Origin of the sequence: Paenibacillus elgii NBRC 100335 (assembly GCF_004000865.1) — a bacterium.
Lineage (GTDB): Bacteria > Bacillota > Bacilli > Paenibacillales > NBRC-103111 > Paenibacillus_G > Paenibacillus_G elgii.
Window position 1 is genome coordinate 91,401 of the sequence record NZ_BIMB01000004.1, and the last position, 25,300, is coordinate 116,700.

The following is a 25,300-nucleotide window of genomic DNA, read 5'->3' on the forward strand; positions in this document are numbered from 1 at the left end:
TCTGCGTTATGGCTGCGATTACTTGTAGTTTAAACCAGCTAAAGCGCTCGATCTATTCGACCGACGAATCCAAAATGAGCGCGTTTTTTTATACATTAGGTATAAATTCCAGCTTGCCCGAAATGACGGGCCGTGATATAACTTACTCAAGCCAATCCGCACAGAAAAGAGGATCATTCCTATGGGAATTAGCATTCAAGAAGCGATCCAGCTGCCCGTGATGTCGAAGACGAAATTGGTCGCCGGATTCGACGGCATGAACAATATCATCAAATGGGTCACGATCGTCGAAGTCATCGAAGACATCGACCGGCTGCAGGAAGGCGAGTTCCTGATTACGACCGGCTTCGGCCTGATGGAAAGCGAAGAGAAACGCAGCCAGTTTCACAAGCTGCTGTCCAACAAGAAGCTGTCCGGCGTTGCGATGTACACCGGCTTTTACTTGCGCGAAATTCCCCAATCGTTCATCGACATTGCGAATCGCTCCGCCCTTCCGCTGCTGGAAATCCCGACGGATATCAACTTTTCGGTGATTACCAAGGCGATTCTGGAGCAGATCGTCAACAACCAGTTCCGGATGTTCGAGCATTCGATCAACATCCACAAGGAATTTACCCGTCTGGTCCTGGACAACCAAGGCATTCAGGCGATCACCGAGACACTGTCGCGGCTGACGGACGGCAGCATCGTGCTGTTCGATGCGGATGCCTCCATCGTCTCGGATCGGATCGTTCATGACGCGGTCCGCCGAATCGGCCAGGATCGGCTCCTGCTCTTCTCCGAGCCGTTGCAGCCGCCTTTTGAACAGCAGCTTCTTCACTCAAACGATCATGAAAGCGAATACACAATTTCGCTCTATCCAGTCATGGCGAATCAGACGAACTACGGCTGGATTGCGGCCATCAAAGATAAAGAACGATGGAAAGACATCGACCAGATCGCGGTCGAGCATGCGGCCACCGTGTATGCGATTGAATTCCTGCGACATAAAGCGATTTTGGATACGGAAATCCGTTTTCAAGGCGAATTTCTCGATCAAGTGCTAAGCAAAAATTTTACCAATAAAGCCGAAGTGATCGAGCGCGGGAAAAAGCTGGGCTTCGATCCAAGCGGCAGTCAGGCCGTGCTGCAAATCAAGGTGGAGAACCTTCCGCCCGACCTCGAACGCCGTACGCTGGACGATATGCTGGACCGGCTGTACCAAGTTGTGAACCAGACAATGAACAAGCATAACCGCCAGTTTCTGCTGCGCAACCGGCTGGACGGCTGCGTCGTCCTCATGGGAACCGGAAGCAAAGGCGCGGCTCCCGAAGCCGCAGAGGAAGCTTCGCTTCTGGCCGTACGGGATATCGCCGACAAATGGAGCGTGTTCTACCCAGAACATCCGCTGCGGATCGGCATCGGCAAAAGCTACACTGACCTTGCTGACCTAGCCAAAAGCGCACAGGAAGCGCACCGGGCTCTCGTCTTCGCCAAGCTGCTGCACAAGCCGAAGTCCGTCGTCCACTATGACGATCTGGGGCTGTACCACTTCCTGATCCAGATGCAGGAGCTCGGCATGGACTTGCGGCAGTTTGCCGAGGAGCAGCTCGGGGCCTTGATGCAAAATAAGCGCCAAGGAGCCGACCTGCTTCAAACGCTGGAAACGTACCTGTACCATAACCAGAGCCTGCATGTGACGGCGGCCGAGTTGTTCATTCACCGCCATACGCTGAAATACCGGCTGAACCAGATCGAGAAGAAAACCCGGCGCAATCTTCAATCATCAGAGGACCGTTTGAAGCTGGAAATCGCGATTATGGCCTACAAGCTGACCGTCTCTTCCGAGGAGCTATAGCGGGCGCGCGGCTTGGCGCTCGCTTCCCTGCTTTTCGCTTTCGCGTTGACGTCGAGTCTCGCTTCCAGCTTGCCTACCACAAATGTAAAGAGCATAACCAGGGCTAAATAATACAACCCTGCCACCACGTACGTTTCGAGCTGCTTGAAATTCGAGGCCGCTTCGCTTAACGCCGCTCCCCACAAATCCGACATGCCGACGTAAGCGACGAGCGACGATTCCTTCAGTCCCAGAATGAACTGGTTTCCGAGCGGCGGAATGGCAATTTTAAACGCCTGCGGCAAAATAATTCTTCGCATCGCCTGCGGATACGTCATCCCGAGCGAGCGGGCCGCCTCCATCTGACCGCGGTCGATCGATTGAATCGCGCCGCGGAAAATTTCCGCGATGTAAGCGCCGCCGTGAATCGCCAGCGCGAACACCCCCGCCCAAAACTGCGACAGCAAAATAATGTTGGATATGCCGAAGTACAGCACGGCGATCTGGATAATGAGCGGCGTGCCGCGGATCAACGTAATGTAGAATTTCGCTACGGCGTTCAAGACGCGGCTCTTCGACAGCCGGAAAAAGGCAAATACGAGACCGATGACGCTTCCGAGCAGAAGAGAAACAAACGTTATGCGAACGGTCAGCCAAGTCGCTTTCAGAAACACGTCGTAACTGGACAGCAAGATTTCGATCATCGGGTCACCTCATCTGAATATCGTTTCGTTACTTTTGCAAAATATTTTTGCCGAACCATTTCTCGCTCAACTTATCGTATGTCCCGTCCTTCACCATTTCGTCGATGGCCTTGTTCAATTGATCCAGCAGGGCTTGGTCCTCCTTGCGGACCGCGATTCCCATTTCCTGCATCGTCAGCGGCTCCCCTACGGCCTTGATCGCCGTGGCGCTTTCCTTGATCATGCGGAAGCCGACCAAATCGTCCGTAATGACCGCATCCACCCGCCCTGTCGGCAGATCCAGCAGCGCCGTCAGATCGCTATCGTATTCCGTAATGTTGCCTGCATCCGTCCGTTCGGCAGCCAAACCTTTGAACAAGCTGGCCTTGAGCACGCCGATCTTCTTGCCTTTCAGATCGTTCGCGGATTTAATCGTCTCGTTCGTCTTGGCAACGAAGATTTGTGCGCCCGACCGGTAGTAAGGCGTCGTAAAGCTGACCGTCTTCTGGCGCTCCGGCGTAATCGCCATACTGCCCAGAATCGCATCGTATTTCTTCGAAAGAAGACCGGGAATGATCGTTTCCCACGGGTTCGTGACCGGCTCGGCCTTCACACCCATTTTCTTGGCCAGCTCGCTCCCGAATTCGACGTCAAAGCCGACCAGATTACCGTTTTCCTTGTAGTTGAAAGGCTTGTACAGCCCGCTCATCGCATAATGAAACGCTTTCAATTGTCCGGAATCTTTACCGTCGGCCGAAGACGCAGACGGGGTGCTGCCTGTCGAAGCACAGCCCGCGAGCAGTATAGCCCCTACCAGCATCGTCAACACGGAAACGATCAACCCTTTTTTCATAAACAAGTCCCTCCTGTAAGTTGGTCTTAGGCTGCGTTGCTTTTTTAAAGGATGCTGCGCAAAAACTGCTGGGCCCGCTCTGTCTGCGGATTGACAAAAAATTGTTCGGGATGGGCTTCCTCCAATATTTTTCCGTCGCTCATGAAGACGACGCGGTCGGCTACCTCGCGGGCGAAGCCCATCTCATGGGTGACGACGATCATCGTCATGCCTTCCTTGGCAAGCTGCTTCATCACTTGGAGCACCTCGCCGACAAGCTCGGGGTCCAGCGCCGAGGTCGGCTCGTCAAACAGCATCACTCTCGGCGCCATGGCGAGCGCCCGGGCGATGGCGACGCGCTGCTTTTGCCCGCCGGACAGCATGCCGGGATAATCGTGCGCCTTATCCTTCAGTCCCACCTTGTCCAGCAAGTCGTAGGCGGTGTCGATGGCCGTTTTCTTTTTGAGCTTCTTCACATGGATCGGAGCTTCGATCACGTTCTCCAGCACCGTTTTATGGGGAAACAGATTAAAATGCTGGAACACCATGCCGACCTCTTGCCGGATCTGATTCAGGTTCGACTTGTGAGGATCGCGCTTCTCTCCGAAAATATAAATTTCCCCGTCGTCATAAATTTCGAGGAAGTTCAGACAGCGCAGCAGCGTGCTTTTGCCCGAGCCGCTTGCGCCGAGCATGACGACGACTTCTTTTTCCTGGACGTTTAAATTGATGCCTTTCAGGACGTTAACGGAGCCGAATGACTTGACCAAGGTGTTAACTTGAATCATGGATTAACCTCCTTGCGGGATAGTCTATGTTGCGAAGAAAGCGCATTCTTTTTGTCTTGCAGCTTGTCCTCAAAAAGTTTACCTGGTTAAATAATAATATAGAAACCGCTTACAATCTATTCGCCGATAGAACGAAAAAAGCTTCCCGCTTTTTATACGTCATGTATATAAATCATACCCGATTTCGCGGGCCAAAAGCTGTGGAAACCGTTGGGAAGGGGCAAAAATAAGCCCATCCCCTAGGGGCGGGCTTTAGAGTATTCAACGCGTCAGCCAAGCTCCTTCAACGCCTGCTTCCGGAACTCGTTCGGCGTCATCTGCTCCTGCTTCTTGAAGACGCGGCTGAAATATTTTTCATCATGGTACCCGACCATTTGCGCGATCTGAGCGACTTTGAGGTAGGGGCTGATGAGCAGCAGCTTCGCTTTCTCCACCCGAATCCGGTTCACGAAATCGATCATCGTTTCCTGAAATTCCAGTTTGAATTTGCGGGAAATGTATTCGCGATTTAAGTGAAACCGTGCGGAGATGTCCTGCAGCGTAATGTCCTGGGTATAGTGCGTTTCGATGTACCGGGCGATTTCGCGCATCGGGTTGCTGTTTACCGCCTGCATGGAAATCAAAGCTTGCGACAGCTCGATCAAGCGGTTCGTCATGGTCTGCTGAAGCAGCGTTAAAGAAAGCCTCCCGTCTTCGTCAAGCGGGACAACAAATTGGCCGCTCTCCGAAGGCCATTGCGGCGATTCGTGGCATTGCCTAAAAAATTCCTCCACCCATCCGGCCCGCGCTACGTTGAACTCGTCCCACCACATTTTCAGCTGCTCCATCGTAATCGCAGGCATGGCGCGAATGTCTTGAAACCATTCGCTGACCGCATGCCGGATTTGCTCGTGATTACCGCTTCTGACCGCCAGCCGGGTCTTCTCTTCGTATTTGCCGAACCGCACCGTTCCAATACGCGGCATCGCCGGTGACGGACGATATTCATGGATGCGTGCAGCGAGATCGAGCAGGTTCCGCCCGTTTAATGCTTCCAGCGCCTGCGTATACGCTTGGTCAAGGCCATCCGGGAAGGAGCATGCTGCGCTGACGCCGAAATCGACCGCCCCTTTCAACGTCCGATTAAGACCATCCGTAATTTTCCGCAGCCATCTTGCAGCCATGTCGGGCTCGTCCCAGAGCAGCAGGACGATTTCGTAAGGCTTGTTCCAATTGCGGAAAGCCGTTCCTTGGCCCCCCGTTTGTACAAAGTCGTTGCAAATATTCAGCACGGAAAAGAAAAGCAAGTCCACGCTGGCCTTGTACTTATCCCGGATCGGCCGCTGCATCGTATTTAGATCAAGAATGACGACCTGACAGGAACGAACGGCCGCCAACTCGGGAAATTCGCGAAGATACGATTCCCCGGGCAGCGGTGCGCTGCCCGAAGCGGCGTCAGTCAATAACCGGGACAGCAGCTTGTCGCGGTACATCGGCTTTAACTCGTTGACTTCCTTATTCTTCTCGTGAAACTGAAGCTTGGCCCGATTGGCTTCGTTCCAGCTGGCAACGGCTTTGCCCACCGCTTCCTGCAGATGACCGCGGTCGATCGGCTTCAGCAAATAGTCGGTGCCTCCGTACTTGACGGTGTGACGCACAAACTCGAAGTCGTTGAAGCCGCTGATGACGATCTTTTTGCAGTCCGCCGCATGAAGTTCCATCCATTCCATCAGCTCAAGGCCCGATTTCACGGGCATCATGATGTCCGTAATGACCAACTGGGGCCGCTGCTCCCGGATCAGTTCCACCGCCTCCGTGCCGTCCTCCGCTTCCAGCACCGTATGAAAACCGAAAGCTTCCCAATCGATCAGCTTGCGGACCGTTTTGCGGACGTGCTTTTCATCATCGACGAGTAACACTTTCATAGCGCAGTCACCTCTTGATGTGTCGTGGGTACTGTCATCGTGATTTTCAGACCGTGCGGCTCGTTCGATTCGAGCTGTAGGCCAGCTTTTTCCCCGTAGTAAAGGCGAAGCCGGAACATGACGTTCATCAGCCCGATCCGGTCTCCGCTGTCGGACGGCTCGGATTGCGTGTCGGACAAATTGCCGTTCAAGGCGGCAAGCCGGTCCTCGGAAATACCCGTTCCGTTGTCTTCTACGACAACTTGCAGCTTCCCGTCAAGCAATGCCGTGCCGATCTTCAATACGCCAGTCTGATGCGACTTATGAAATCCGTGCTTAAAATAATTTTCCACGAGCGGCTGAATGATCATTTTCGGAATCCGAACCGAGCCGGCCGCTTCGTCCAAAGCGTACTCGATCTTCAATTTCTCCTCGAACCGCTGCCGCTGCAGCAGCAGGTAATGGTCGACATAAGCAAGCTCCTGCGATAAAGGCACGATCGTATCTTTCGTATTCATGCTGTAGTGCATCATCCGACCCAAGGATGAGACCAACTCGTACACGTTGGGCGCATCGTTATCCAGCGCGGAAGCGCCGATGGACTGCAGCGCATTATTGATGAAATGCGGATTGACCTGTGCCTGCAGCATTTTGAGCTGCGTCGTCTTGTTGGCGAGCTTAAGCTTGTATTCGCGGAAAATCAGATCGTTGATCGTCTCCATCATCGTGCGGAACTTTTTGGCGAGAATACCGAATTCGTCATTGCGCACGATCTCGATCGGTTCCTCTAACTGGCCCGATTGAATCTTGCTCATGCTGCGAATCAACTGCTTGATCGGATGCGTGAACCGGATCGACACATATAAGACAGCTGCGGTCGCAACGGATAAGGACAAGACGGCGATGACGGTATTGATCATGGTCAGTGTACGGGCATGTCCGAACAAATAATCTCCGGGTATTCGCTTCACGACCGTCCAATCCAAGTAAGACAGCTTGATTTTATCGAATAAAATGATGCCGTCGTACCCGGATACGTCTTTTTCCATACTGCCCGAAGTTGCGCTATCGCCGAGCATGTGCCGGACCCAGGCTTGCTCTTGCTTCTTGCCGATTTCCGATTCGTCCGAAGCATAGATCACCGTTCCGTCCCCATCCAAAATGTACATGTCCTCGTGAGCCGCATCGTACAATTGAGCGCATAATTTGCGCAGGGCGTCCACCTGAACGTCAATCCCCAGCAAGCCAATCTGCTCCGAGGTCGGCACCCGAAATAATGGGCGGTAGATGGAAAAAACAAGCTCCGGGTTCGTCTGCGGAAATTGCTGCAGGCCGTAGTCGTTGCTCCAATGCGTCGGAATCGTTTTGGCGGCATAAGGGGCGATGTTCAGCTCTGCCGGCGGAGCTTTCGCTTGTCCGCGCAGGAAATTGTCCTTGTTCATTAAGAACGAGTCTTGTCCGTTATTCAAATACAAATATACTTGATAAATATTATTCGTTGCTTTGGAAACGAGCTGCAGCGCGGTGTACACGTAAGATTGATCCGCAGGGTCGGCTACGCCGTTGGATAAAATGCCGTCCAGCTTTTTGTTGGAGTACAGAATAAGCGAAGCGTTGTTGATGGCGCCGAGGAAATTGGAGATGTTCGATTTCCCCTCGGACAGCAGCCGCGTATTTTCCATGATGGACCGTTCCTTCACGGATTCCTTGGTATAAAAGTAGGTGACGACGATCGACGCGGACGTAGGAATCACAATCGAAATCAGCATCAGAGCGATCAGCTTGTACCGTACGCTTGTAAGCAGCAGACGCATTGTCGTTCCGCCTTTCTCATCCTGCTTTTCGTGTTGTCAGCGCTTTCATTCTAACACCACCGAGTCAAAATCGTCCACCTATCTTCTCAAATTCCTGAGTGGGAATGATTAGGCCCTGTCGCTACAATAAAGTTACTTTCACACATCCTAGACTAGGGAGGAACCTGTTATGAAAAGATGGCTGACCTCGCAAGCGGTGCAGCAGACGGTCTTCATCGGGCCCGCGCTGCTCGTGTATGCCATAGTCATGGTGCTGCCATTCCTGCTCGGCCTTTATTATTCGTTCTCCGACTGGAACGGCGTGTCCAGCCGGATTGGCTGGGTCGGCTTGCAAAATTACCAAACGATCCTAACCGGCGATCCGGATTTCGGCCGTTCGTTTTGGTTTACCGCCCGTTTCACCGTGGCTGTCGTTCTGATCAGCAATGTGCTCGGCTTCCTCATCGCGTATTTGCTGTCGAAGCCGCTGAAAACCCGCAATCTGCTGCGGACGATTTTCTTCATGCCGAACGTGCTCGGCGGCTTGCTGTTAGGCTTTATTTGGCAGTTCATCTTCACGCAAAGCTTCGCTTCAATCGGACGGATAACCGGTCTTGGATTTTTCAATTTATCCTGGCTGGGCACGGAAGCGACGGCGTTCTGGGCGCTTGTGATTGTCAGCGTCTGGCAGGGGGCCGGGTATCTGATGGTCATCTATATCGCGGGACTGACGAACGTTCCGAAGGACATGCTGGAAGCTGCCGCGATCGACGGGGCGACTAGCCTGCAAGCCTTGCGCCATATCGTGCTGCCGCTCATCATGCCGGCCGTCACCGTCTGCTTGTTCCTCAGCATCTCATGGGCGTTCAAATCGTTCGACCTCAACTTCTCGTTGACCCAGGGCGGACCGTACAAATCCACCGAATCGATCGCCATGAACATTTATTTCGAAGCGTTCAAAAACAACCGCTACGGATTGGGGACGGCTAAAGCCTTTGTTTTCTTTGTCGTCGTCACCGTCATTACGCTGATTCAGGTCACGATTACGAAGAAAAAGGAGGTCGAAATGTAATGAAAGCCGAATCGTACGGCCCGAAATGGTTCACGACCGAATTGATCATCCTGCTCGCCGCGCTGCTCTTTCTCTCGCCGTTTTATTTTGTACTTGCCAATTCGTTCAAAAGCTTCGCCGAGCTGCTGACGGACACCTCCGGGCTGCCGAAAAGCCTCAACTGGCACAACTACGAGCGCGCCTGGGAGGTGCTGAAATTCCCCCGCGCCTTGCGCAATTCGCTGCTGATCACGGTGTTCAGCGACCTGTGCATGATCGTCGTCTCTTCCATGGCCGCTTACCGTTTGCTGCGCCGTCCGACCAAGGCAAACCGGATTTTATTCTTCCTGTTCATCGCTGCGATGGTCGTGCCGTTTCAAGCAGTGATGATTCCGCTCGTGAAGGTCGGCAACTGGCTGCATTTTTTGAATAGTTTGCCTGGGATTGTTTTATGCTACACAGGACTCGGCGTTTCGTTCGCGATTTTCCTGTACCACGGATTTATGAAATCGATCCCGCTCGAAATCGAAGAAGCGGCCGTGATGGACGGCTGCACGCCTTATGGCATCTTTTGGCGGATCGTCTTTCCGCTGCTGAAGCCGATGACCATCACCGTCGTCGTCCTGCAGAGCTTATGGATGTGGAACGATTTCCTGCTGCCGCTGCTTATTTTGCAGAAGCCGGAGCTCCAGACGATTCAATTGGCGACCAACTCGCTGTTCGGCCAATTCATGAAGCAGTGGGATTTGGCGCTGGCGGCGCTCGTGATGGGCATCGTCCCGATTCTCGTCTTCTTCCTCATTTTGCAGCGGCATATTATTCAAGGCATTACCGCGGGCGCGGTCAAGGGCTAGCAAAGAACGCAAATTTGTCCACCTAAACAGTCAATGCGATGAGTGTCGAAGCTGTGGAATCTGCCCTAGAATGGGCTCATGTAGCGCTACAACATCGATGAAGGGGGAGGCAGACAGGATGAAAAAGTGGCTATCGGTTGTAGGTGCTGCGGCTTTGATGGGCTCTGTATTGAGCGGCTGCGGCGGCAAAGATGAGGCGGGGAACGAGGCGGCGAAAGGGCAAGACAGACCGGCAGGCGTCGTAACGGTGAAAATTTTGAATTTCAAGGTGGAGATTGCCGAGCAATTCAACAAGCTGAAAGACGAATACGAAAAAACGCACCCCGGCGTCAAGCTGCAAATCGATACGCTGCTGGGCGGCGACGATTATGCGACACAGTTGAAAGCGCGGTTCGCTTCCGGCGAGATGCCGGATATTTTCAACAACGAGGGCTACCAGCAGATGGACGCGTGGGTCGAATATTTGGAAGACCTCTCCGACCAGCCTTGGGTGAAAGACGAAATCCCGCTTGCCAAAGAGCCGACGACCCGGGACGGCAAAGTGTACGGCATGCCCGTCGGACTGGAAGGGCTCGGGTTGCTGATCAACAAAGACATGTTCGCCAAAGCGGGCATTACCGAGACTCCGAAGACATTGACTCAACTGGAAGAAGCGGCCAAAAAGCTGCAGGCGGCCGGCAATCAGCCGTTCGTCAACCAATTCGACAACTGGTTTCCGCTCGGCTTCCACAGCGCGAATAACGCGTTTGCCAAGCAGCCGGACCCGAATGCGTTTATTAAGGGCTTAAACGACGGCTCGGCCAAAATTGCCGGGAACGCCATCTTTAAAGATTGGACGCATCTGCTCGATGTCATGATCAAATACGGCAACAAAAACAGTCTGACGACCGATTATAACAGCGCTTCCACGCAATTCGCGACCGGCAAAGCGGCGATCAATCAGGGCGGCAACTGGCTCCAGCCCGTCCTCGACAAGCTCAATCCGGGCATGAACGTAGGTATCATCCCGATGCCAATCAACGATGACGCAGCGATGAACGATAAATTGTTCGTCGGTCCGGCCAACAACTGGGTCATCTACAACAAGTCGCCGGTCAAGAAGGAAGCAAAGGAGTTTTTGAACTGGCTCGTCTCCTCCGAAACCGGACAGAAATATTTGACAAAAGAGTTCAAATTCATCCCGGCGTTCTCCAACATCAAGGCGAACCCGGCCGATCTTGGAAGCATTGGCGCCGAAGTGCTGCAATATATCGAGCAAGGTAAAATTCTCGGCTGGCACTGGGCGAAATATCCAGACGGAGCCGCGCAAGAATTCGGAGCTTCGATGCAGAGATATATCGCTGGCAAAATCAACGGCGATCAAATGCTAGGCGAGTTCCAGGCTGCCTGGGACAAGATGAAAAAGAAATAATTATTTTAACCATCATTCAGGAGGGTGTAAAATCATGAGCTTACAATTCGGACTTCAGCTTTATTCCGTCAGAGACGAACTGCAAAAGGATTATTGGGGAACGCTGGAGAAGCTGGCGGAAATCGGCTATCGCAACCTGGAAATCGCCAATCACAACGCGGAAGACGGTCTGGAGCCGAACGCCACGGAGCTGCGCAAACGGTTGGACGCACTGGGTATGAAGGTCGTTTCCAGCCACATCAGCCCGCTCGACCGGTACGAAGAGATTATTGCCTACAATCAAGAGCTCGGCAGTACCGCCATCGCCTTGGGCATCGCCTTCTTCAAAAACAAACAGGAAGTTCTCGAATGCTGCCAACTGCTGAACCGGCACGGCGAAGCCTACAAAAAAGGCGGATTGGATTTCTATTATCATAACCATTTTCAGGAATTTCAACAATTCGACGGACAATACGTGCTCGACATTATTGTTGAAAACACGGACAAGGATCTCGTCAAAATCGAATTCGATACGTACTGGGCCGTCCGGGGCGGCGTCGATCCGATTGCCTACCTGCAAAAGCTTGGCGACCGCTGCGATCTGGTTCATCAGAAAGATTTGCCGGCCAGTACCAACCCGGTCAATTTGCTGAAAGTCCTCGGCGAAGATTCGGACATCACCTTCGAACGGTTCCTTACGCTGCACCAAGCCGATCAATTCGCGGAAGTCGGCGAAGGCACACTGAACATCGAAGGAATCCTGAACGCCGTGAAACAGATCGGCGCTGCGAAATACGTCTTCGTCGAGCAGGATTTGACGACCCGCAACCAGCTGGAGAGCGTCGCCATCAGCTACCGGAACATCTCCAAGCTGTTCAAGGCGTAAAACGGGAGGAATCCAGAGTGAGAAAAGTCAAAGTGGGCATTATCGGCTGCGGCAACATTAGCCCGATTTATTTTGAAGCGGGGAAAAAGTTCGACATCCTGGATATCGTTGCATGCTCTGACCTTGACCTAGACAGGGCGAGAGCAAGAGCGGAAGAATTCGGCGTTCCGAAAGCCTGCACGGTCGACGAGCTGCTGGCCGACCCGGAGATTGAAATCGTTATCAACCTGACGATTCCAGCCGCGCATGCGGAGATTCATCTTCGGGCGCTCGAAGCCGGTAAACATACGTACGGGGAAAAGCCGCTCGCAATCCGCTTGGAAGACGGTCAAACCATACTGGCTGTGGCTAAACGGAAAAACCTGCTGGTCGGTTCGGCGCCCGATACGTTCCTCGGTGGGGGCATTCAAACCTGCCGCAAGCTGATCGATGACGGCTGGATCGGGAAGCCGATCGCGGCCACGGCCTTTATGATGGGCTCCGGACCCGAAAGCTGGCATCCGAATCCGGGATTTCTATACCAAGTCGGCGCAGGGCCAATGTTCGACATGGGACCGTATTATTTAACGGCACTCATTCATCTCATCGGTCCGGTCCGCCGCGTATCCGGTTCGGCGCAAATGACCTATCCGGAAAGAACGATCACGAACGACATCGATTACGGCAAAAAAATTCCGGTCGAGGTTCCGACGCATATCGCAGGAACGATCGATTTCGAGAACGGCGCGGTAGGCACGATCATTACGAGCGTAGACATCTGGGGGACGAAGCTCCCGCACATCGAGATTTACGGCTCGACCGGCACGCTGATTGTCCCGGACCCCAATACGTTCGACGGCCCGGTCTATATCAAACGGCATAATCAAACCGAATTTATGGAAATCCCGTTGACGCACGGGTTCACGGAAAACAGCCGGGGGCTGGGCGTCATGGATATGGCGTATGCGTTGATCAACGGAAGAGAGCACCGCGCCAACGGAGATTTGGCTTATCATGTGCTGGAATTGATGCACGGCTTCCATCTGTCCTCCGAACGAGGCGAGCATTACCATGTCGCAAGCAGTTGCAAACAACCGGCTGCATTACCGACCGATCTGCCGAAAAATGCGTTGAACGGCTAAGCTTCGGCAGCCGGCTGGATACGGTTTGCACGGGTAAGAGTGCGGTAGGGCAGGCTTTCCCCCGGTTGCTCCGGCGGAAGGTCTGCCTTTTTGCTTGCTATCTTATAGAGAGGATGATTTTAATGTCGCAGCGGCGGTCGGTAGCTCTGGTTCTGACCGGAGCGGTATGTTACGGGATACTTGCGGCCTTTATCAAAATCGGGTACTCTTACGGGCTTGATCCGAGGACGATCAGCGGCGCGCAATTCGTCGTCGGCACGATTTTGCTGTGGGGCGTCGCCATATGGAAACGCCGGCAAATTCGAAAGCCGTCGCTGGCGGCGATGTTCAAATTAATGGCCCTCGGCACGCTTATGGGCGTGACCGGGTCGTTATACACGGCTTGCATGCAAATCGTTCCGGTTTCGGTCGCCGTCGTCTTGCTGTTTCAATTCGTTTGGATCGGAGTCTTATACGAGTGGCTGTTTCAACGGGTCATACCGGATCGCAGGTCGCTGCTCTCCGTCTCTGTCTCGATGATCGGCGCGATATGCGCCGCTGGCGTGCTTGACGGCCAATTGGCGCAATTATCGCCGCTGGGGATCGTACTCGGCATCGGTTCGGCCTTCTCTCATGCCGGTACGCTGTATGCCAGCGGCAAAGTCGCCACGGAAGTAAACCCATGGCTGCGGGGGCCACTTATGGCAACGGGCGCGTTATTACTCGTGCTGCTCCTATTTCCTCCTGTGTTCGTAGTGACCGAGGTAACGTGGAACGGATTTTGGCCGCTGGCTCTTGCCATCGGGCTGTTGGGTATGTTCGTCCCGACGCTGTGCTTTATGTTCGGAGCGCCGAGGATCAGCACCGGACTTGCGACGCTGCTTGGTTCGGTGCAGCTTCCGGTGTCGGTTTTGCTGGCCTGGCTCGCCTTTGCCGAACCGATCTCGCTATTGCAATCGATAGGTGTCGGGTTCATCCTCGCGGGCATTGCCGTTGCACAATGGAAACGTGAAAGCGGTGTGCATGAACACTTTTAGCGGCAGCAAAACAAATCCGGCAGAAATTGGCTGCTAACTTCCTGCCGGATTGATTCATATATCCAATTTAAAAAGAAGGCCGCCGAAGCGACCCGATTTATAAACCTATCGATTATGCTTTCCCTGCGCTCTTGTCCCCCAGCAGCGAGTTCAACTGCTCCAGCAGATTGCCGCCGCCAGTGAGCGAGATCGTGCCGATCTTCTCGCAAATTTTTTCGAGGAACTCTAGCTCCTTCAACCGGTACAGCGTCTGGTTCTCGTCCATCAGCTTGGCGGTATTGAGCAGGCTGCGCGTCGATGCCGTTTCCTCGCGGCGGGTGATCAGGTTGGCCTGAGCCTTTTTCTCGGCCAGGAGCACTGTGTTCAAGATGTCCTTGATATCGCCGGGCAGGATAATATCCTTCACACCGGCCGATACGAAGGCGACGCCGTAATCCTCGCTCTTCTCGTTCAACCGGGACAGCACGAACGCCGCGATTTCCTGCTTCATTTTCAGCAGATCGTCCAGCTTCAAGGTGCCGATATATTCCCGCAAAATGAGCTGCAACTGGATATACATCTGATCCTCGAACGATTTGATCTCGAGCGCGCGCAGAGGGTTCACGATTTTGTACTGGCAGACAAAATTGAGCCGCAAGGTCACTTTGTCCTCGGTCATCATCTCTTGGCCGGTCATGTCCATTTGCTGCTGGCGCAGGTCAACAGTCTTCACGGTGACGGCGGTAGGTCCTTTCCAAAAATAATATTTGCCGGGCTTGAGTTCTTTTTGCATCACGTGGTTATAGAACAGCACGCCCGATTCGTAGCTCGCCACCTCGAACGTCTGGCAATACGCCATCAGTCTGGGCCGGACCGCCAGATCGACCTCCGCAGGCAGCTCGGGCTGACGAATGTCCACCCGGACATAAGCGTGCTTCTTCAAAATGTTCCAGAACACATATCTTCCGGCCGTCAGCAGTCCGGCGAATTTGCCATCCTCGTAATGCAGCACATATTCGTGGTCCTGCACCTCAATGACATCCAGCTCCCGCAAGAGCTGGTCATCGTGGAGGAACAACTGCAAGTCCTTCCCCTCCACCGCAAAAGGCTTCGTTATATTGAGAACGACGACCGTCTCATCTGAAAAAGACGAAAGGCGATACGTGCCGGGCTGCAAATATTTATCGTAGCTGCCTTTGCGGAACAGCAAGCCACGCTCGTCGGTTTGAATGGTTACTTTTTTAAACATAGTAAATCCTCCTTCATCAGCTCATCACTAAGCTGCCTTTCCTTGGTTGGTGACCTGCGAAAGGAACCCTCCTGCGCCCCTGACGGAATCCCGCTTAAGAACGGAGGAGCCGGGGCTTCCGGCCTTGGAGCTGACGAACTTCGGATCGGCTCCATTGCAGCCGTTCTCCCGTTCGATGTCCCCTTGGCGGTTGCCTTTCCGGTTGCTCCGTCCGGTATCCGCGGATTGCAAAGCCCGGACGCAGTGTGCTGTGGAAGCCACTGAGAATTCCTCTGAAAGTCACAGCATGTCATTTTCGCTCGATTGAAAGTCGAGTGCTCCCCACGGAGCTTAATCGTCCCACACGATTTGGGATTCGAACCCAAAATAATGGCAGATTCATGCCGGATCGGCCGTACAGGATACCGGCGCATAGGATGCGCGGGCACTGCGGGATTGTAGGAAATCCCTGCCTCGGTACGCCTTCCGTACATCAACCTAAATGTATGATAGAGCGTCTCAGACGCGTATCATCGTTAGTTCCCCATTCCCGCCCTCGCCGCTTTGTCTGAATCAGCACCCGGTCGTTACAGTTACAAGAACTGGTACGCTTGTAAGAAGTTCTGGGCTTAAATCGTCAGTGCAGGAATCGAACCTGCGGACATGGCCCCTCACATCCACCAAGGAGTCCAACTTGCCCAGTTGGTGGGTGGTGCTCGCCTTCAGACAAAAGGCTACCAACTAACACGGATGATCGTTGCTTACAGCAGCTCGGTTTTCCAGTTCATTTCCTGAATGCCGGTATCCAGCTCCCGGTAAGCTTTCGAGTACTGGTCGACCTGCTTCTGCAGCTCGGCAATCTGAACCATCGGAATGAATTTCACTTCCGATCTGCTGTACCGGTCCTGCTTAATGGCAGCGGCATTAATGACCTCTTGGATCATCGTTCGGCGAATCCCCAGAATATCCCGCTTCGTCAAAGCATCGGCAAGGGTAACCCCGTCGTGCAACACCGTCTGGGCGTTCGTCCGGTTGATCGCGGTCATCAAGGATTCCAGCTCTTGCAGCGTGTCGTTCATTTCTTGGAACAAGTCCTTCGGGTCCTCCGGCGGATGCTCTCCTTCCTGCACCTTCGCACTGCGGTTCAAGCGGACTTTCAATTGTTCGATGCGCTTTTGGCAATCGGCTCTATTCATTAAAGCTTCGGCTAATTTCATGTTATCACCTTTTTAATCTTTAGGATGGCAGCGCCTTTGTGTATCCTATCTTCGCTGATTTGCGGCGAAACGAACATGGCGAAAGTATTACGATGGGTGGAAAGTTTTGCATGAAAAAGAAAAAAGACCGGAGCAGCTACTCCGATCTTGTCATTATGCAAAATAAATACTCGATTCTAATGCAGTTTTTTATTCAACGCTTCGATCTCCGGCTCCGATAAGCCCGTTACTTCGGCAATCAGAGAGGAAGGCAAGCCTTTCTGCAGCATATTTGTCGCAATCTCCTTGTCTCTTTCCGCCCTTCCCCGCGATTCCGCATAGTCCAGCGCGGATTGCTCGTCGAGCAGTGCCTTTTTCCGCATCTCATACAATGCCCGCGCTTCTTTATTCTGACTTAAAAATTCCAGCGTCGTCATCGCCTTTTTCAGCCCAGGTGTATCCATTGCAAGATCCTCCCATCGCTCTTTGGGTGCGCCGTCTATGAACATCAGCCAATTCACCAGCCGATCGTCCATCTTATGCGGCTTCAAACTAAGCTTCGGCAGCTCCATAAAATGAATTTCGATATCGTCAAGCAGCAGCTCGCTCGTGTGATCTTCACGCAGGTGATAGACGTTGTGAAACCGATCGTTCGGGATTTGATTGAAGGTCAAGATATTGATCGAGATGACCTTCTTCAAGCTTTTGTAAAACTGGCCTTCCCCCAACTGCTGGTCAGCGCATTTTTATCCAGCTGCGGATTGAGCAAGGTCAGGCTGACGAACGGCTTCGGCTCGGTTTCCCGCAGCGCTTCGTTCAAAAAATTCAACAGCACTTCGTCTTTGTTTTCTTCGCTGCCGAAGATTTGTTTGAACACGAAATCAACGGACGGTTCCAACAGTTCAGTCATTTTCTCAGCTCCAATGGCTTGCTCTACGCCCCGGTTTTCTACTCCCATTATACCACAAAAGGGGCACAATATAGACAGATAAGCAGCCTACGGACCGCGAGGAATGCCTTATAACCCGCCGTCACACAAGCTTGCCGAAGCCGAAATCCCTCCCTTACAGCCTGGGATCGATTTCTTTCTCCCGGGCCACTTCAAACAGCAGATTCGCGACGATTTCGTTATACGCCTCATGGTCCGGCGCGATTTCATCGAACCGCACGGAAAGCATTTGGCTACCGAGTCGATATTCGTTTATCGAAGTGCGAAGCTTCGAGTGAATGTTTTTCTGCCTCATCAGCTTGCCGTACTTGTGCGGGAAGCGGTAATCGTATCCGTAGATGATCGATAAATACTCCGGATTGCGGACCTTCATATATGGGACCGAGCGGCCTTCCACGACCTCCGGCTTGATCACGACGCCTTCCATATGCTTCCCGATAGTTAACGTCGCAAAGTACTGCTCCGCCTTCTTGCGGCTTTCCGGCTCGGACAGGTCCAGCATAATAAACTCGTCATCCGACAGGAAACGGTACATCTCGGAAGTGCTCCAATCCGGCAGCCACTCCTCGCCGCTATCGTATACCACTTTCAACAACGCAAAAGGCTTGTACTCCAGTTCCCCATCCTCCGCATACAACTCCAACTGCTTCCTATACGTTCCATAGGCGGCCTCATGCTCCTCCAGCGGCACGTACGTCTCCAAAATGTCGTGAACATACTTATAGTTTTGATACACGCTTGCCCCGTATTTGTCGCTTAGGGCGGCTTTGGAGAGATGGAACTGGTCTTTTTCAAACCCGCTGGCGCGGTACTCCTCCGTCAGCTTGCCGAAAGCTTGTTCAAAACCGTTGCGCTTCAGAAAATCCAACTCGCTCTCCAATGCCTTCTCGATCGGCTTAAACTGCCGCTCGATGAGTCCGTCCCCGAGCGCCTTCCACGGCATCAGCTCCCCGTCCAACAGCAGCATAGAGACGCCGTTCTGCTCTATGTATCCGCCGAATTTTTGCAGCAGCCTATCGTAAATGCCAGTCAGATCCACCTGATTGATCTTGTACCCGTTACGGCTGACGGCAAAGCACTGCTCCCGGTCCTTATGCAAATAAATGTTGCACCGGGAGCCCATATATTTCGGTTGCAGCACCACCTGACGGACTCCGCGATCGGCAAAATAATCCAATCCGCGCTGCAAAGATTCCAGCTCGCCTGCAGCCACGTCCTTATCGGCCGGGGACATCGTTCCCGAGATAAAGTTGATCTTATTCCGCGACACATAACGCAGTCTACGAATTTCCTCGTCGCCCAGCTCCTGTACGGAAACCTTTCTCTCTTCCCGGAACAAGGTCGGAAGCTCATCCGTCATGACCGCTTGCCCGGACTTGTAGGCTTTAAAGAAAGGCTTGAACGAAATGCTGACCGAGGTCAGCACGTTCCCGTGCACGCATCCCGTATCGAGGTGAAGCTTGCTTTTGATCCGGAATGCCTGCTTCGCCGCAATGTGCCCGAACACGTGGTACGGATGATTTTTCGCCGCTTCTTCGTTAAGAAAAGCCAGTTGCTCCTCCAGCTGTGCCTCCCGGTTGATACGGAAACTGCGCTGATGACGCATCGAATTCGCATCCAGCTTCCCGATATATTTGTTCCGGCATGGCGCATGAGTCACGTAGAAGGACGCTCCCTTCGTACCAACCGACCGGTAAAACGGCTTCGAGATAGAAACGAGATGATTGAACTTCTCCAGCAGCTCCGCATCGCTGCGCAGCACTTCCGTCGAGTCGAAATACGTGCGAAGCAGCTCCGAATCGGCCCCCTGAATTTCGCCTCGCAAATATTTATAGACGAAATTCTCATGATTCCCGAGAACGAATAAGAAATGCTCCTGATTATCGTACAAAAACTCCACGATCTCTTTGGTACGCTTCCCTTTGTCGATCCAGTCGCCGGCTAGCAGCACCTTCGTATTCCGCACCTTATCCGTTACGGTCAGCTTCCCCGCTTCGATCTGGTAGCCGTAGCTCAGCAGCAAACCTTGCAGCGCATCGACACACTCATGAACGTCGCCGACGATAATAACCTTCTGGTCCTGCGGAAGAATGGTCGACAAGTATTCCTCTTGATCTTCAATGACGACTCTGTAATCCGGATTGGCCCGCTGCTCCGTTACGGAGTAAAAATCTTTGGCGCGCACCTTATGAATTCTGGCGTACTTTTCCTTGGCCAGCGAACCGAGCACGTCTTTGCGCAGCCGGTTAATGTGACTGGTGATCAGTTTCTTCGACCGCTCGGAAGCGTAGTAATCCTCCCGCTTGCGGTAATCGAACAGGATGACCTCCAGGTTATAGTTATTCTCATGGGCAATCTCGCGAACCTTCGCCCGGAAGTCCTCCGACAAACCGGTCGTATCCACGATCACGAATTCCGCATTGACGGGATACGAGGTCACCATCTTCAGCTTCTCGAACAACAGATGAAACGCCTGCCCGCTCGCCTCCAGCATCAATTGGTCGTATTTATCGTAGGCAAAGCCAAGCACCTCTTGGCGGATGCTGTCGGAAGAAAGATATTGGATGTTGGCTTTAAAAGGTTTCGACTCGTCCTCGAACCGCAGCCCGGGAATCAGCACTTCGTTGGCGAACGTCGTTTTCCCGCATTCCGTCGATCCGATCATCATAAAAATGGTATGAACCTTCGTTTGGATCTCCATTGGCTAGGCCCCCTTTTTCTTGAGAATGACGCCTTGCGTCGTCTGGATGCTGTTGACCCCGTCTCCGACGGAGACGAATTCATGGTGCAGGCCCGTTTCCCGGATGATCTCCAGAAACCACGCTTGGAATTCCTGCTGCCCCATCTCCCACTTGTGGTCGTCGTGCCGGAACCCGCTCAATTCGTAGAACGGATTGAAGTCCGAGTTCGGCGTCGTAATAATAAAATGCTCGAAATCCACCTGCTTGCAGATCCGTTGAATCAGTGCCTTCGCCTCGTCTTGACTCATATGCTCGATCACTTCCGTCAGGATGACATCGACCTGTTCGCCGTTGTACTCCTCCAAGAAATGATCGATCGAACGAAACGTGATCAGATTGTCGAGCTCCCGTGCCTGAGCCTTGCGGCTGACCGACTCCAGCAGTTGCTCGTCGATATCGATAGCGTAGTAGCTGTCCTCGATCTTCGCGGCAAAAGGAAGCGCATAGAAGCCTTCCCCGCAGCCAACGTCCAAGATCGATTTATTAAAAGGCAGAGCGCCGGCGATATAGTTTCGACGTTGAAGGGCAGTACCTCCGTAATCGAATCGAATGGCGTACCGGCTTGTTTTCTCAAGCTCGCCTTTGTATTTTTTGAACCGGTCCCTGGAGGACAAGAAATTCCGGACAAACAAGCTGCGGATGTAGAACGGCGCGTCAATTGCTTGAATGCTCTTGATGTATTTGTCCAGGATGCTATCGGAAATATCGATGTTTTCGTTGCCGAACATGGACAGGAACAAGCACAGCACGCTTACGACATGCAGCAGATGATGAAGGCTTTTGCGCGTCGTAATCGTGAGCGAGTAGCTTTTGTGAGCGTGATGCTTGATCTCAAACGTAAAATCGGTCAAATGCTTCTCAAAAAACTCGATGTAGCGCACCAGCTCGATATGAATCATGTTGATATGGAACGAATGCTCGTAGCCTTCGACGTCCTGCTCGTCCTGCGTTTTCAGCGGCGCGGAAAAAAATTCGTTCAGCGCATTCAGCGGAAATAACGGCGTATTATAGCGGGATACGTTCAAATATTCAAAATCCTCATGCTCGTGCTGCTTATAGGAAATCTCATTGTCGGCATCCTTAAAATACACGTTGTAGGTAAAGTCGTCCGTGTACCAGCCGTAAGCTATCCCCTTGCGGATCGAGCGGAGAATCATGCCGGACTCCGGATTTTTTTTGATAATAAACGAAAGCTTCGGGTTCGTGGATCTCACTTGAATGATCGCCATCTGCATCTTCCCCTTGGAATGAAATTGTGTCCGGTCGTAGTTAAACACAAAAAAGACCACGGACTCAGAGGTCCATGGCCGGATTGGATAAACGAGCCTGATGTCAACTTGCTTGAAGTCGGCATAAAGCTTCACTTAAAGACAGACCGGTAAGGCCGATGAGGGTACACTGCTGCATATGCTGTTGATGAAATGTGTTGCACTGGTCGTGTTATTGGAACTGAAATAAAACTTTTGATTCTTAAGCACCCTCATCCAACCTCCTTCGACAATAGTTAGTGAAATCATACGCGGCGGTCCATATTTTGTCAAGAAAATCTCTAGGTTTTAACATTTTTTCGACTTGATGTTGACAAAGGATGCCGCTGTCGTTATATAATGTCATTATGATATTATCAATTAGCTAATATCGAAGTGCCGGCAACAGTCAAATCTTAAAGTGAAAGCGAGAGCTGATAATGATAGAGAAATTTACGTTTTTTTACCGTACTGAGTCCCCCTTTTCTCAATGGCATCCTTCACGATTTATCGTGAATGGAGTGGAGTTTAACTGCGCAGAGCAGTACATGATGTATCAAAAGGCGATGCTGTTCGGGGATCAAGAGACGGCAGATAAAATATTGAAGGCCACGACGCCTAGCGAGCAAAAGAAGCTGGGCCGCTTGGTCCGGAACTTTGACAAAGATCAATGGGACAACTACGGAAAGAAATTTGTTTACGACGGCAACTATGCGAAATTTACGCAGAATCCGCACCTGCTGGAGCGACTGCTTCAGACGAAAGGAACAACCTTGGTTGAAGCAAGTCCTACGGACCAGATCTGGGGAGTAGGGCTATCCGAAGACGACCCGAGGATTCGAAACCGAAAAACCTGGCAGGGCAAAAATGCGCTGGGGCATATTTTGACGCAGCTGCGCGAGAACCTGCTGAAGGAAAATCAAGAAGCAACCTGAACAGAAGGAACGGAGTGAATAAATATGAACGCATCTACCCATAACAGAGAAATTAGATCCAAGATCGCCAAAGAAACCTTAGATATTTTGGAGCAAGGCTTCTACACCAGCCCCTCCGGGACACAAATAACAATCCGGGACGAAGTGGAGACAGCCGTTGCGAAGTCCGTCCTTTATGCGCCCGATCAACTGCCGAATATGTTGAAGGAAGCAAGTACCGTCAACGATCGCATAGGGATCACGCCTCACATTGAGGTGACGAACGAATCGACCTTGGCTGCGGCACAACGACTCGTAGCGCTAGAAAGGGTCACGGAGACCGTTTGTCTGAATTTCGCTTCCGCCAAAAATCCCGGAGGAGGCTTCCTCGGGGGAAGTCAGGCGCAGGAAGAGAGTCTGGCCCGCTCTTCCGCCTTGTATCCGTGCATTTCCCAGATGTCCGAAATGTACGACCATAACCGGGGCCTCAAAACCTGCTTTTATTCCGACTATATGATCTACTCTCCGAAAGTGCCGGTATTCCGGGAGGATCGCGGCAGCCTCCTGCCGGAGCCTTACTTGGTTTCCATGATCACTGCTCCTGCGGTAAATGCCGGGGTTGTACGGGAGCGCGAACCGGAAAATACGGCAAAGATCGATACAGTCATGCTGGAGCGGATTCGTTTCATTTTAGCGGTTGCGGCTGCCCACGGACAGCGCGCCATGATTCTCGGCGCCTACGGATGCGGCGTCTTTCGGAATAACCCGAAGGATATCGCCCGCCTTTTCAAGCAAGCGCTCATCGACGAAGGTCGTGCCGCCTGGTTTGACCACATCGTCTTCGCCATCCTGGATAACTCGGCAGACAAGCGGACGTTGAATGAATTCAAAATGGCATTGGAGCCATAGCAACTTTTTTTTCAATGATGATCGTTTATTTAGGTGAGATACCATAAAATGGGGTGAATGGATGAAAACATTGGACGGCCTCTAACTTCCCTGAAGGAGGTTAGAGGTTATTGAGCCGAAGTGTAAAAAAGTCCCCCGTATGGAACGATCACTACACACCTGGTACACGTTGGGCCAAGCAGCAAGCCAGTAAAGCGGTGCGCCGTTATGCCTATGACATGCAGAATGGAAAATGGTACCGAAAACTATTTTGCTCTTGGATCATTTGCGACTACAGATTTTTCAAAACACGGCAGCAGGCCATCCATGAATGGGAAACTTCTCCGTGGCCCCGGGACAGACAAATGTCTCACAATGAAGTCATTCTAGATTGGTTCAAATCTTATAGAAGGAAGTAAGCGAAAGCGTCGGCTCGGGAAGTGTTGGCGCTTTGCTGCATACGATTTAAAACGCATACACTTTTTGCGTGATCGTGCGCTCGCATTGTTCAAGCTCGTCTGCCGCACGGTGTAAATAATCGATGCATCTTCTCAAATCCTGGTTATAGCCTACCTTGTAGTCGATCCAAGTTACCGATATGCGCTGCTGCCAGTCTACAAGACTTGCCAGCGTATCGAGTCTGCGGTCTACATGGACGATCTGGCTCTGAACCGCTTGTAAGCGGGAAGCCAAATTTCGGAGCTCCATCATGTTCACGCGAATATCCTCTTGTTGTACTCCGGATGGTTTCCACGTATGCCAGGAATCCTTGACGAACTTCGAAACCCTGCTGACGATATCATGCACTTCAGCATATACCCGCTGCTTAAAGTCGTGAAACCTCTCTTTCAGGACGGCTCCAAGTCCGGCCTGTTCAAATAGATCGTCGAACTTGCGCGTCACCCACGTTTTGAACTGAACGATCTTCTCATCCACTACTTCGGCAGCAATCTGGGCAACTGTTACAAACGCGGTAGCTACAAACGTAATTTCTACAGCTTTGAGCATCGCTCCTACGGTAATCATGGTTTGGGGAACATTGGTGACGGCTAAAGCACCTGCCGTCTTCAGTAGCTGAACCGTATCGATATCGCCGTTCCACACGGCAAAAATGAGCTCCACCGTTTCGTACAACATCGGGTTAGGCAGCTTTTGAATCCCTTGCGTAAGATTGGATAGCATTCGATATTCAAAAGCTTTGCTTTGGACATTGTCCCTTGTTAAAGTACCATTGTCGTTCACAAGATGCTTTAGGGCATGATGATCCATATTGAATAAATCAGGTAGCGTTCCTTTTTTGGCTGAAGTTTCGATCATGATTGGCTTGGTCGGATTATAGAAAAGGGAAGACACGGAATCGTATCGGTTCTGAAATTCCTGAATTTTCCCCCTCATATGCTGGATTGAATGTTGATAGGTCATGGTAAATTCCTTGTTGAAGCCAGGGGCGTTAAACGTAGCACAGTTGACTATTTTTTGTTGGATTTCACCAGGCGCCGTTAGGGTTGCATATAGCGCTAGGTTCCCCCCGAGAGAATGACCCGTTACCGTGATATTGTTGTACAGCTTCGCCTGTGATTCCATGTACAATCTGGCTTTATGCTGCTGGACGCTTTCCTCTTCATACGAAGTCGACGCATTATTTTTCCAATCGTTCCGAAACTCTTTTTTGGCAATATCTTCGCTTCCCCGGAAGGCAAACACCGCTTGTCCAGGCTCCGGCTCGAACGTGTACGCCACGAATCCTGTTACCGCATTATCGTCATCGATATGGCTTATTTTCCAACGATCATATTTCGAAGAATCCTGAGATAAACTTTCGATTGCGTGTTTAAATGCTTCAAACTGTTCTTTTGTTTTAAAATGGTTTTCAACATCTTTAAATGATGATTCCAGTTCTTGCTTGTAGGTGTTTACGAGTTCACCTACGGTAAGCGCCCCGGAAAGCAAGCTTTTGTTTAGATCCGCATGATTTTTTATATTCAAGTACACCAGTTCTGAAAGTATCACTTTATCTGCCTCGGTAATGTTCGCGGTCAATGGTA

General features: G+C 52.0%; 20 protein-coding genes and 1 pseudogene. 9 read left to right on the forward strand and 12 right to left on the reverse strand.

The features are described from left to right. The first annotated feature begins 181 nt into the window (after positions 1-181). Positions 182-1,837, forward strand: a complete 1,656-nt coding sequence (locus PEL01S_RS04300) for a PucR family transcriptional regulator (RefSeq protein ID WP_127459411.1) — start codon at positions 182-184, stop codon at positions 1,835-1,837. Here the strand turns inward: PEL01S_RS04300 and PEL01S_RS04305 are convergent. The 5 genes from PEL01S_RS04305 to PEL01S_RS04325 all read right to left on the reverse strand — a co-directional run bounded on the left by PEL01S_RS04305 (position 1,804) and on the right by PEL01S_RS04325 (position 7,816). Next, the gene (locus PEL01S_RS04305; RefSeq protein ID WP_063188100.1) at positions 1,804-2,520 is read right to left on the reverse strand and encodes an amino acid ABC transporter permease; all 717 of its coding nucleotides are present in this window, start codon (positions 2,518-2,520) and stop codon (positions 1,804-1,806) included. The genes PEL01S_RS04300 and PEL01S_RS04305 overlap by 34 nt on opposite strands. Before the next feature lie 28 nt (positions 2,521-2,548). Then, complete coding sequence (locus PEL01S_RS04310; RefSeq protein ID WP_127459412.1) at positions 2,549-3,352, reverse strand: ABC transporter substrate-binding protein; 804 nt, start codon at positions 3,350-3,352, stop codon at positions 2,549-2,551. Between the two features lie 44 nt (positions 3,353-3,396). Then, positions 3,397-4,119 (reverse strand): amino acid ABC transporter ATP-binding protein, encoded by a 723-nt coding sequence (locus PEL01S_RS04315; RefSeq protein ID WP_010496599.1) that lies wholly within the window; start codon positions 4,117-4,119, stop codon positions 3,397-3,399. Positions 4,120-4,388: 269 nt separating this feature from the next. After that, a complete protein-coding gene (locus PEL01S_RS04320; RefSeq protein WP_127459413.1) occupies positions 4,389-6,023 on the reverse strand; it encodes a response regulator transcription factor in 1,635 nt (544 codons plus the stop codon). Beyond that, complete coding sequence (locus PEL01S_RS04325) at positions 6,020-7,816, reverse strand: cache domain-containing sensor histidine kinase (RefSeq protein ID WP_127459414.1); 1,797 nt, start codon at positions 7,814-7,816, stop codon at positions 6,020-6,022. The genes PEL01S_RS04320 and PEL01S_RS04325 overlap by 4 nt, the downstream gene beginning before the upstream one ends. Before the next feature lie 169 nt (positions 7,817-7,985). Here PEL01S_RS04325 and PEL01S_RS04330 point away from each other — a divergent pair, with 169 nt between their 5' ends. From PEL01S_RS04330 to PEL01S_RS04355, 6 genes are all read left to right on the forward strand, one after another. Continuing rightward, the gene (locus tag PEL01S_RS04330) at positions 7,986-8,867 is read left to right on the forward strand and encodes a carbohydrate ABC transporter permease (RefSeq protein WP_063188090.1); all 882 of its coding nucleotides are present in this window, start codon (positions 7,986-7,988) and stop codon (positions 8,865-8,867) included. Next, positions 8,867-9,700, forward strand: a complete 834-nt coding sequence (locus PEL01S_RS04335) for a carbohydrate ABC transporter permease (protein WP_063188089.1) — start codon at positions 8,867-8,869, stop codon at positions 9,698-9,700. Before PEL01S_RS04330 ends, PEL01S_RS04335 begins: the two co-directional genes overlap by 1 nt. A 118-nt stretch (positions 9,701-9,818) precedes the next feature. Further along, on the forward strand, positions 9,819-11,111 hold the full coding sequence (locus PEL01S_RS04340) for an ABC transporter substrate-binding protein (RefSeq protein ID WP_127459415.1): 1,293 nt from the start codon (positions 9,819-9,821) through the stop codon (positions 11,109-11,111). Between the two features lie 34 nt (positions 11,112-11,145). Next, positions 11,146-11,976: a sugar phosphate isomerase/epimerase family protein gene (locus PEL01S_RS04345; protein WP_127459416.1), complete on the forward strand. Its 831-nt coding sequence runs from the start codon at positions 11,146-11,148 to the stop codon at positions 11,974-11,976. 17 nt (positions 11,977-11,993) lie between these two features. Continuing rightward, positions 11,994-13,097: a Gfo/Idh/MocA family protein gene (locus tag PEL01S_RS04350; RefSeq protein ID WP_127459417.1), complete on the forward strand. Its 1,104-nt coding sequence runs from the start codon at positions 11,994-11,996 to the stop codon at positions 13,095-13,097. A 122-nt stretch (positions 13,098-13,219) separates the two neighbouring features. Continuing rightward, complete coding sequence (locus tag PEL01S_RS04355; RefSeq protein WP_063188082.1) at positions 13,220-14,113, forward strand: DMT family transporter; 894 nt, start codon at positions 13,220-13,222, stop codon at positions 14,111-14,113. Between the two features lie 112 nt (positions 14,114-14,225). On the opposite strand, the gene PEL01S_RS04360 is transcribed toward PEL01S_RS04355, so the two are convergent. From PEL01S_RS04360 to PEL01S_RS04385, 6 genes and pseudogenes are all read right to left on the reverse strand, one after another. Beyond that, positions 14,226-15,341 (reverse strand): slipin family protein, encoded by a 1,116-nt coding sequence (locus PEL01S_RS04360; RefSeq protein ID WP_063188080.1) that lies wholly within the window; start codon positions 15,339-15,341, stop codon positions 14,226-14,228. A 27-nt stretch (positions 15,342-15,368) separates the two neighbouring features. Next, positions 15,369-15,602, reverse strand: coding sequence for a hypothetical protein (locus PEL01S_RS04365; protein ID WP_063188078.1), 234 nt, complete (start codon positions 15,600-15,602; stop codon positions 15,369-15,371). 479 nt (positions 15,603-16,081) lie between these two features. After that, positions 16,082-16,537 carry a DIP1984 family protein gene (locus tag PEL01S_RS04370; RefSeq protein WP_063188076.1) on the reverse strand — a complete coding sequence of 152 codons (456 nt, stop codon included), beginning with the start codon at positions 16,535-16,537 and terminating at the stop codon, positions 16,082-16,084. Between the two features lie 176 nt (positions 16,538-16,713). Further along, positions 16,714-17,426, reverse strand: a pseudogene (locus tag PEL01S_RS04375) (Rpn family recombination-promoting nuclease/putative transposase). A gap of 154 nt (positions 17,427-17,580) precedes the next feature. After that, positions 17,581-20,166: a metallophosphoesterase gene (locus tag PEL01S_RS04380; RefSeq protein WP_127459419.1), complete on the reverse strand. Its 2,586-nt coding sequence runs from the start codon at positions 20,164-20,166 to the stop codon at positions 17,581-17,583. 3 nt (positions 20,167-20,169) lie between these two features. After that, positions 20,170-21,435 carry a class I SAM-dependent methyltransferase gene (locus tag PEL01S_RS04385; RefSeq protein ID WP_127459421.1) on the reverse strand — a complete coding sequence of 422 codons (1,266 nt, stop codon included), beginning with the start codon at positions 21,433-21,435 and terminating at the stop codon, positions 20,170-20,172. A gap of 461 nt (positions 21,436-21,896) precedes the next feature. Here PEL01S_RS04385 and ybiA point away from each other — a divergent pair, with 461 nt between their 5' ends. Both ybiA and PEL01S_RS04395 read left to right on the forward strand, forming a co-directional pair. Continuing rightward, a complete protein-coding gene (gene ybiA, locus PEL01S_RS04390) occupies positions 21,897-22,388 on the forward strand; it encodes a riboflavin biosynthesis intermediates N-glycosidase (protein ID WP_127459584.1) in 492 nt (163 codons plus the stop codon). 24 nt (positions 22,389-22,412) lie between these two features. Next, the gene (locus tag PEL01S_RS04395; protein ID WP_127459423.1) at positions 22,413-23,276 is read left to right on the forward strand and encodes a TIGR02452 family protein; all 864 of its coding nucleotides are present in this window, start codon (positions 22,413-22,415) and stop codon (positions 23,274-23,276) included. A gap of 444 nt (positions 23,277-23,720) precedes the next feature. On the opposite strand, the gene PEL01S_RS04405 is transcribed toward PEL01S_RS04395, so the two are convergent. Then, positions 23,721-25,295, reverse strand: coding sequence for an Mbeg1-like protein (locus PEL01S_RS04405; protein WP_163768033.1), 1,575 nt, complete (start codon positions 25,293-25,295; stop codon positions 23,721-23,723). Between the last annotated feature and the right edge of the window lie 5 nt (positions 25,296-25,300).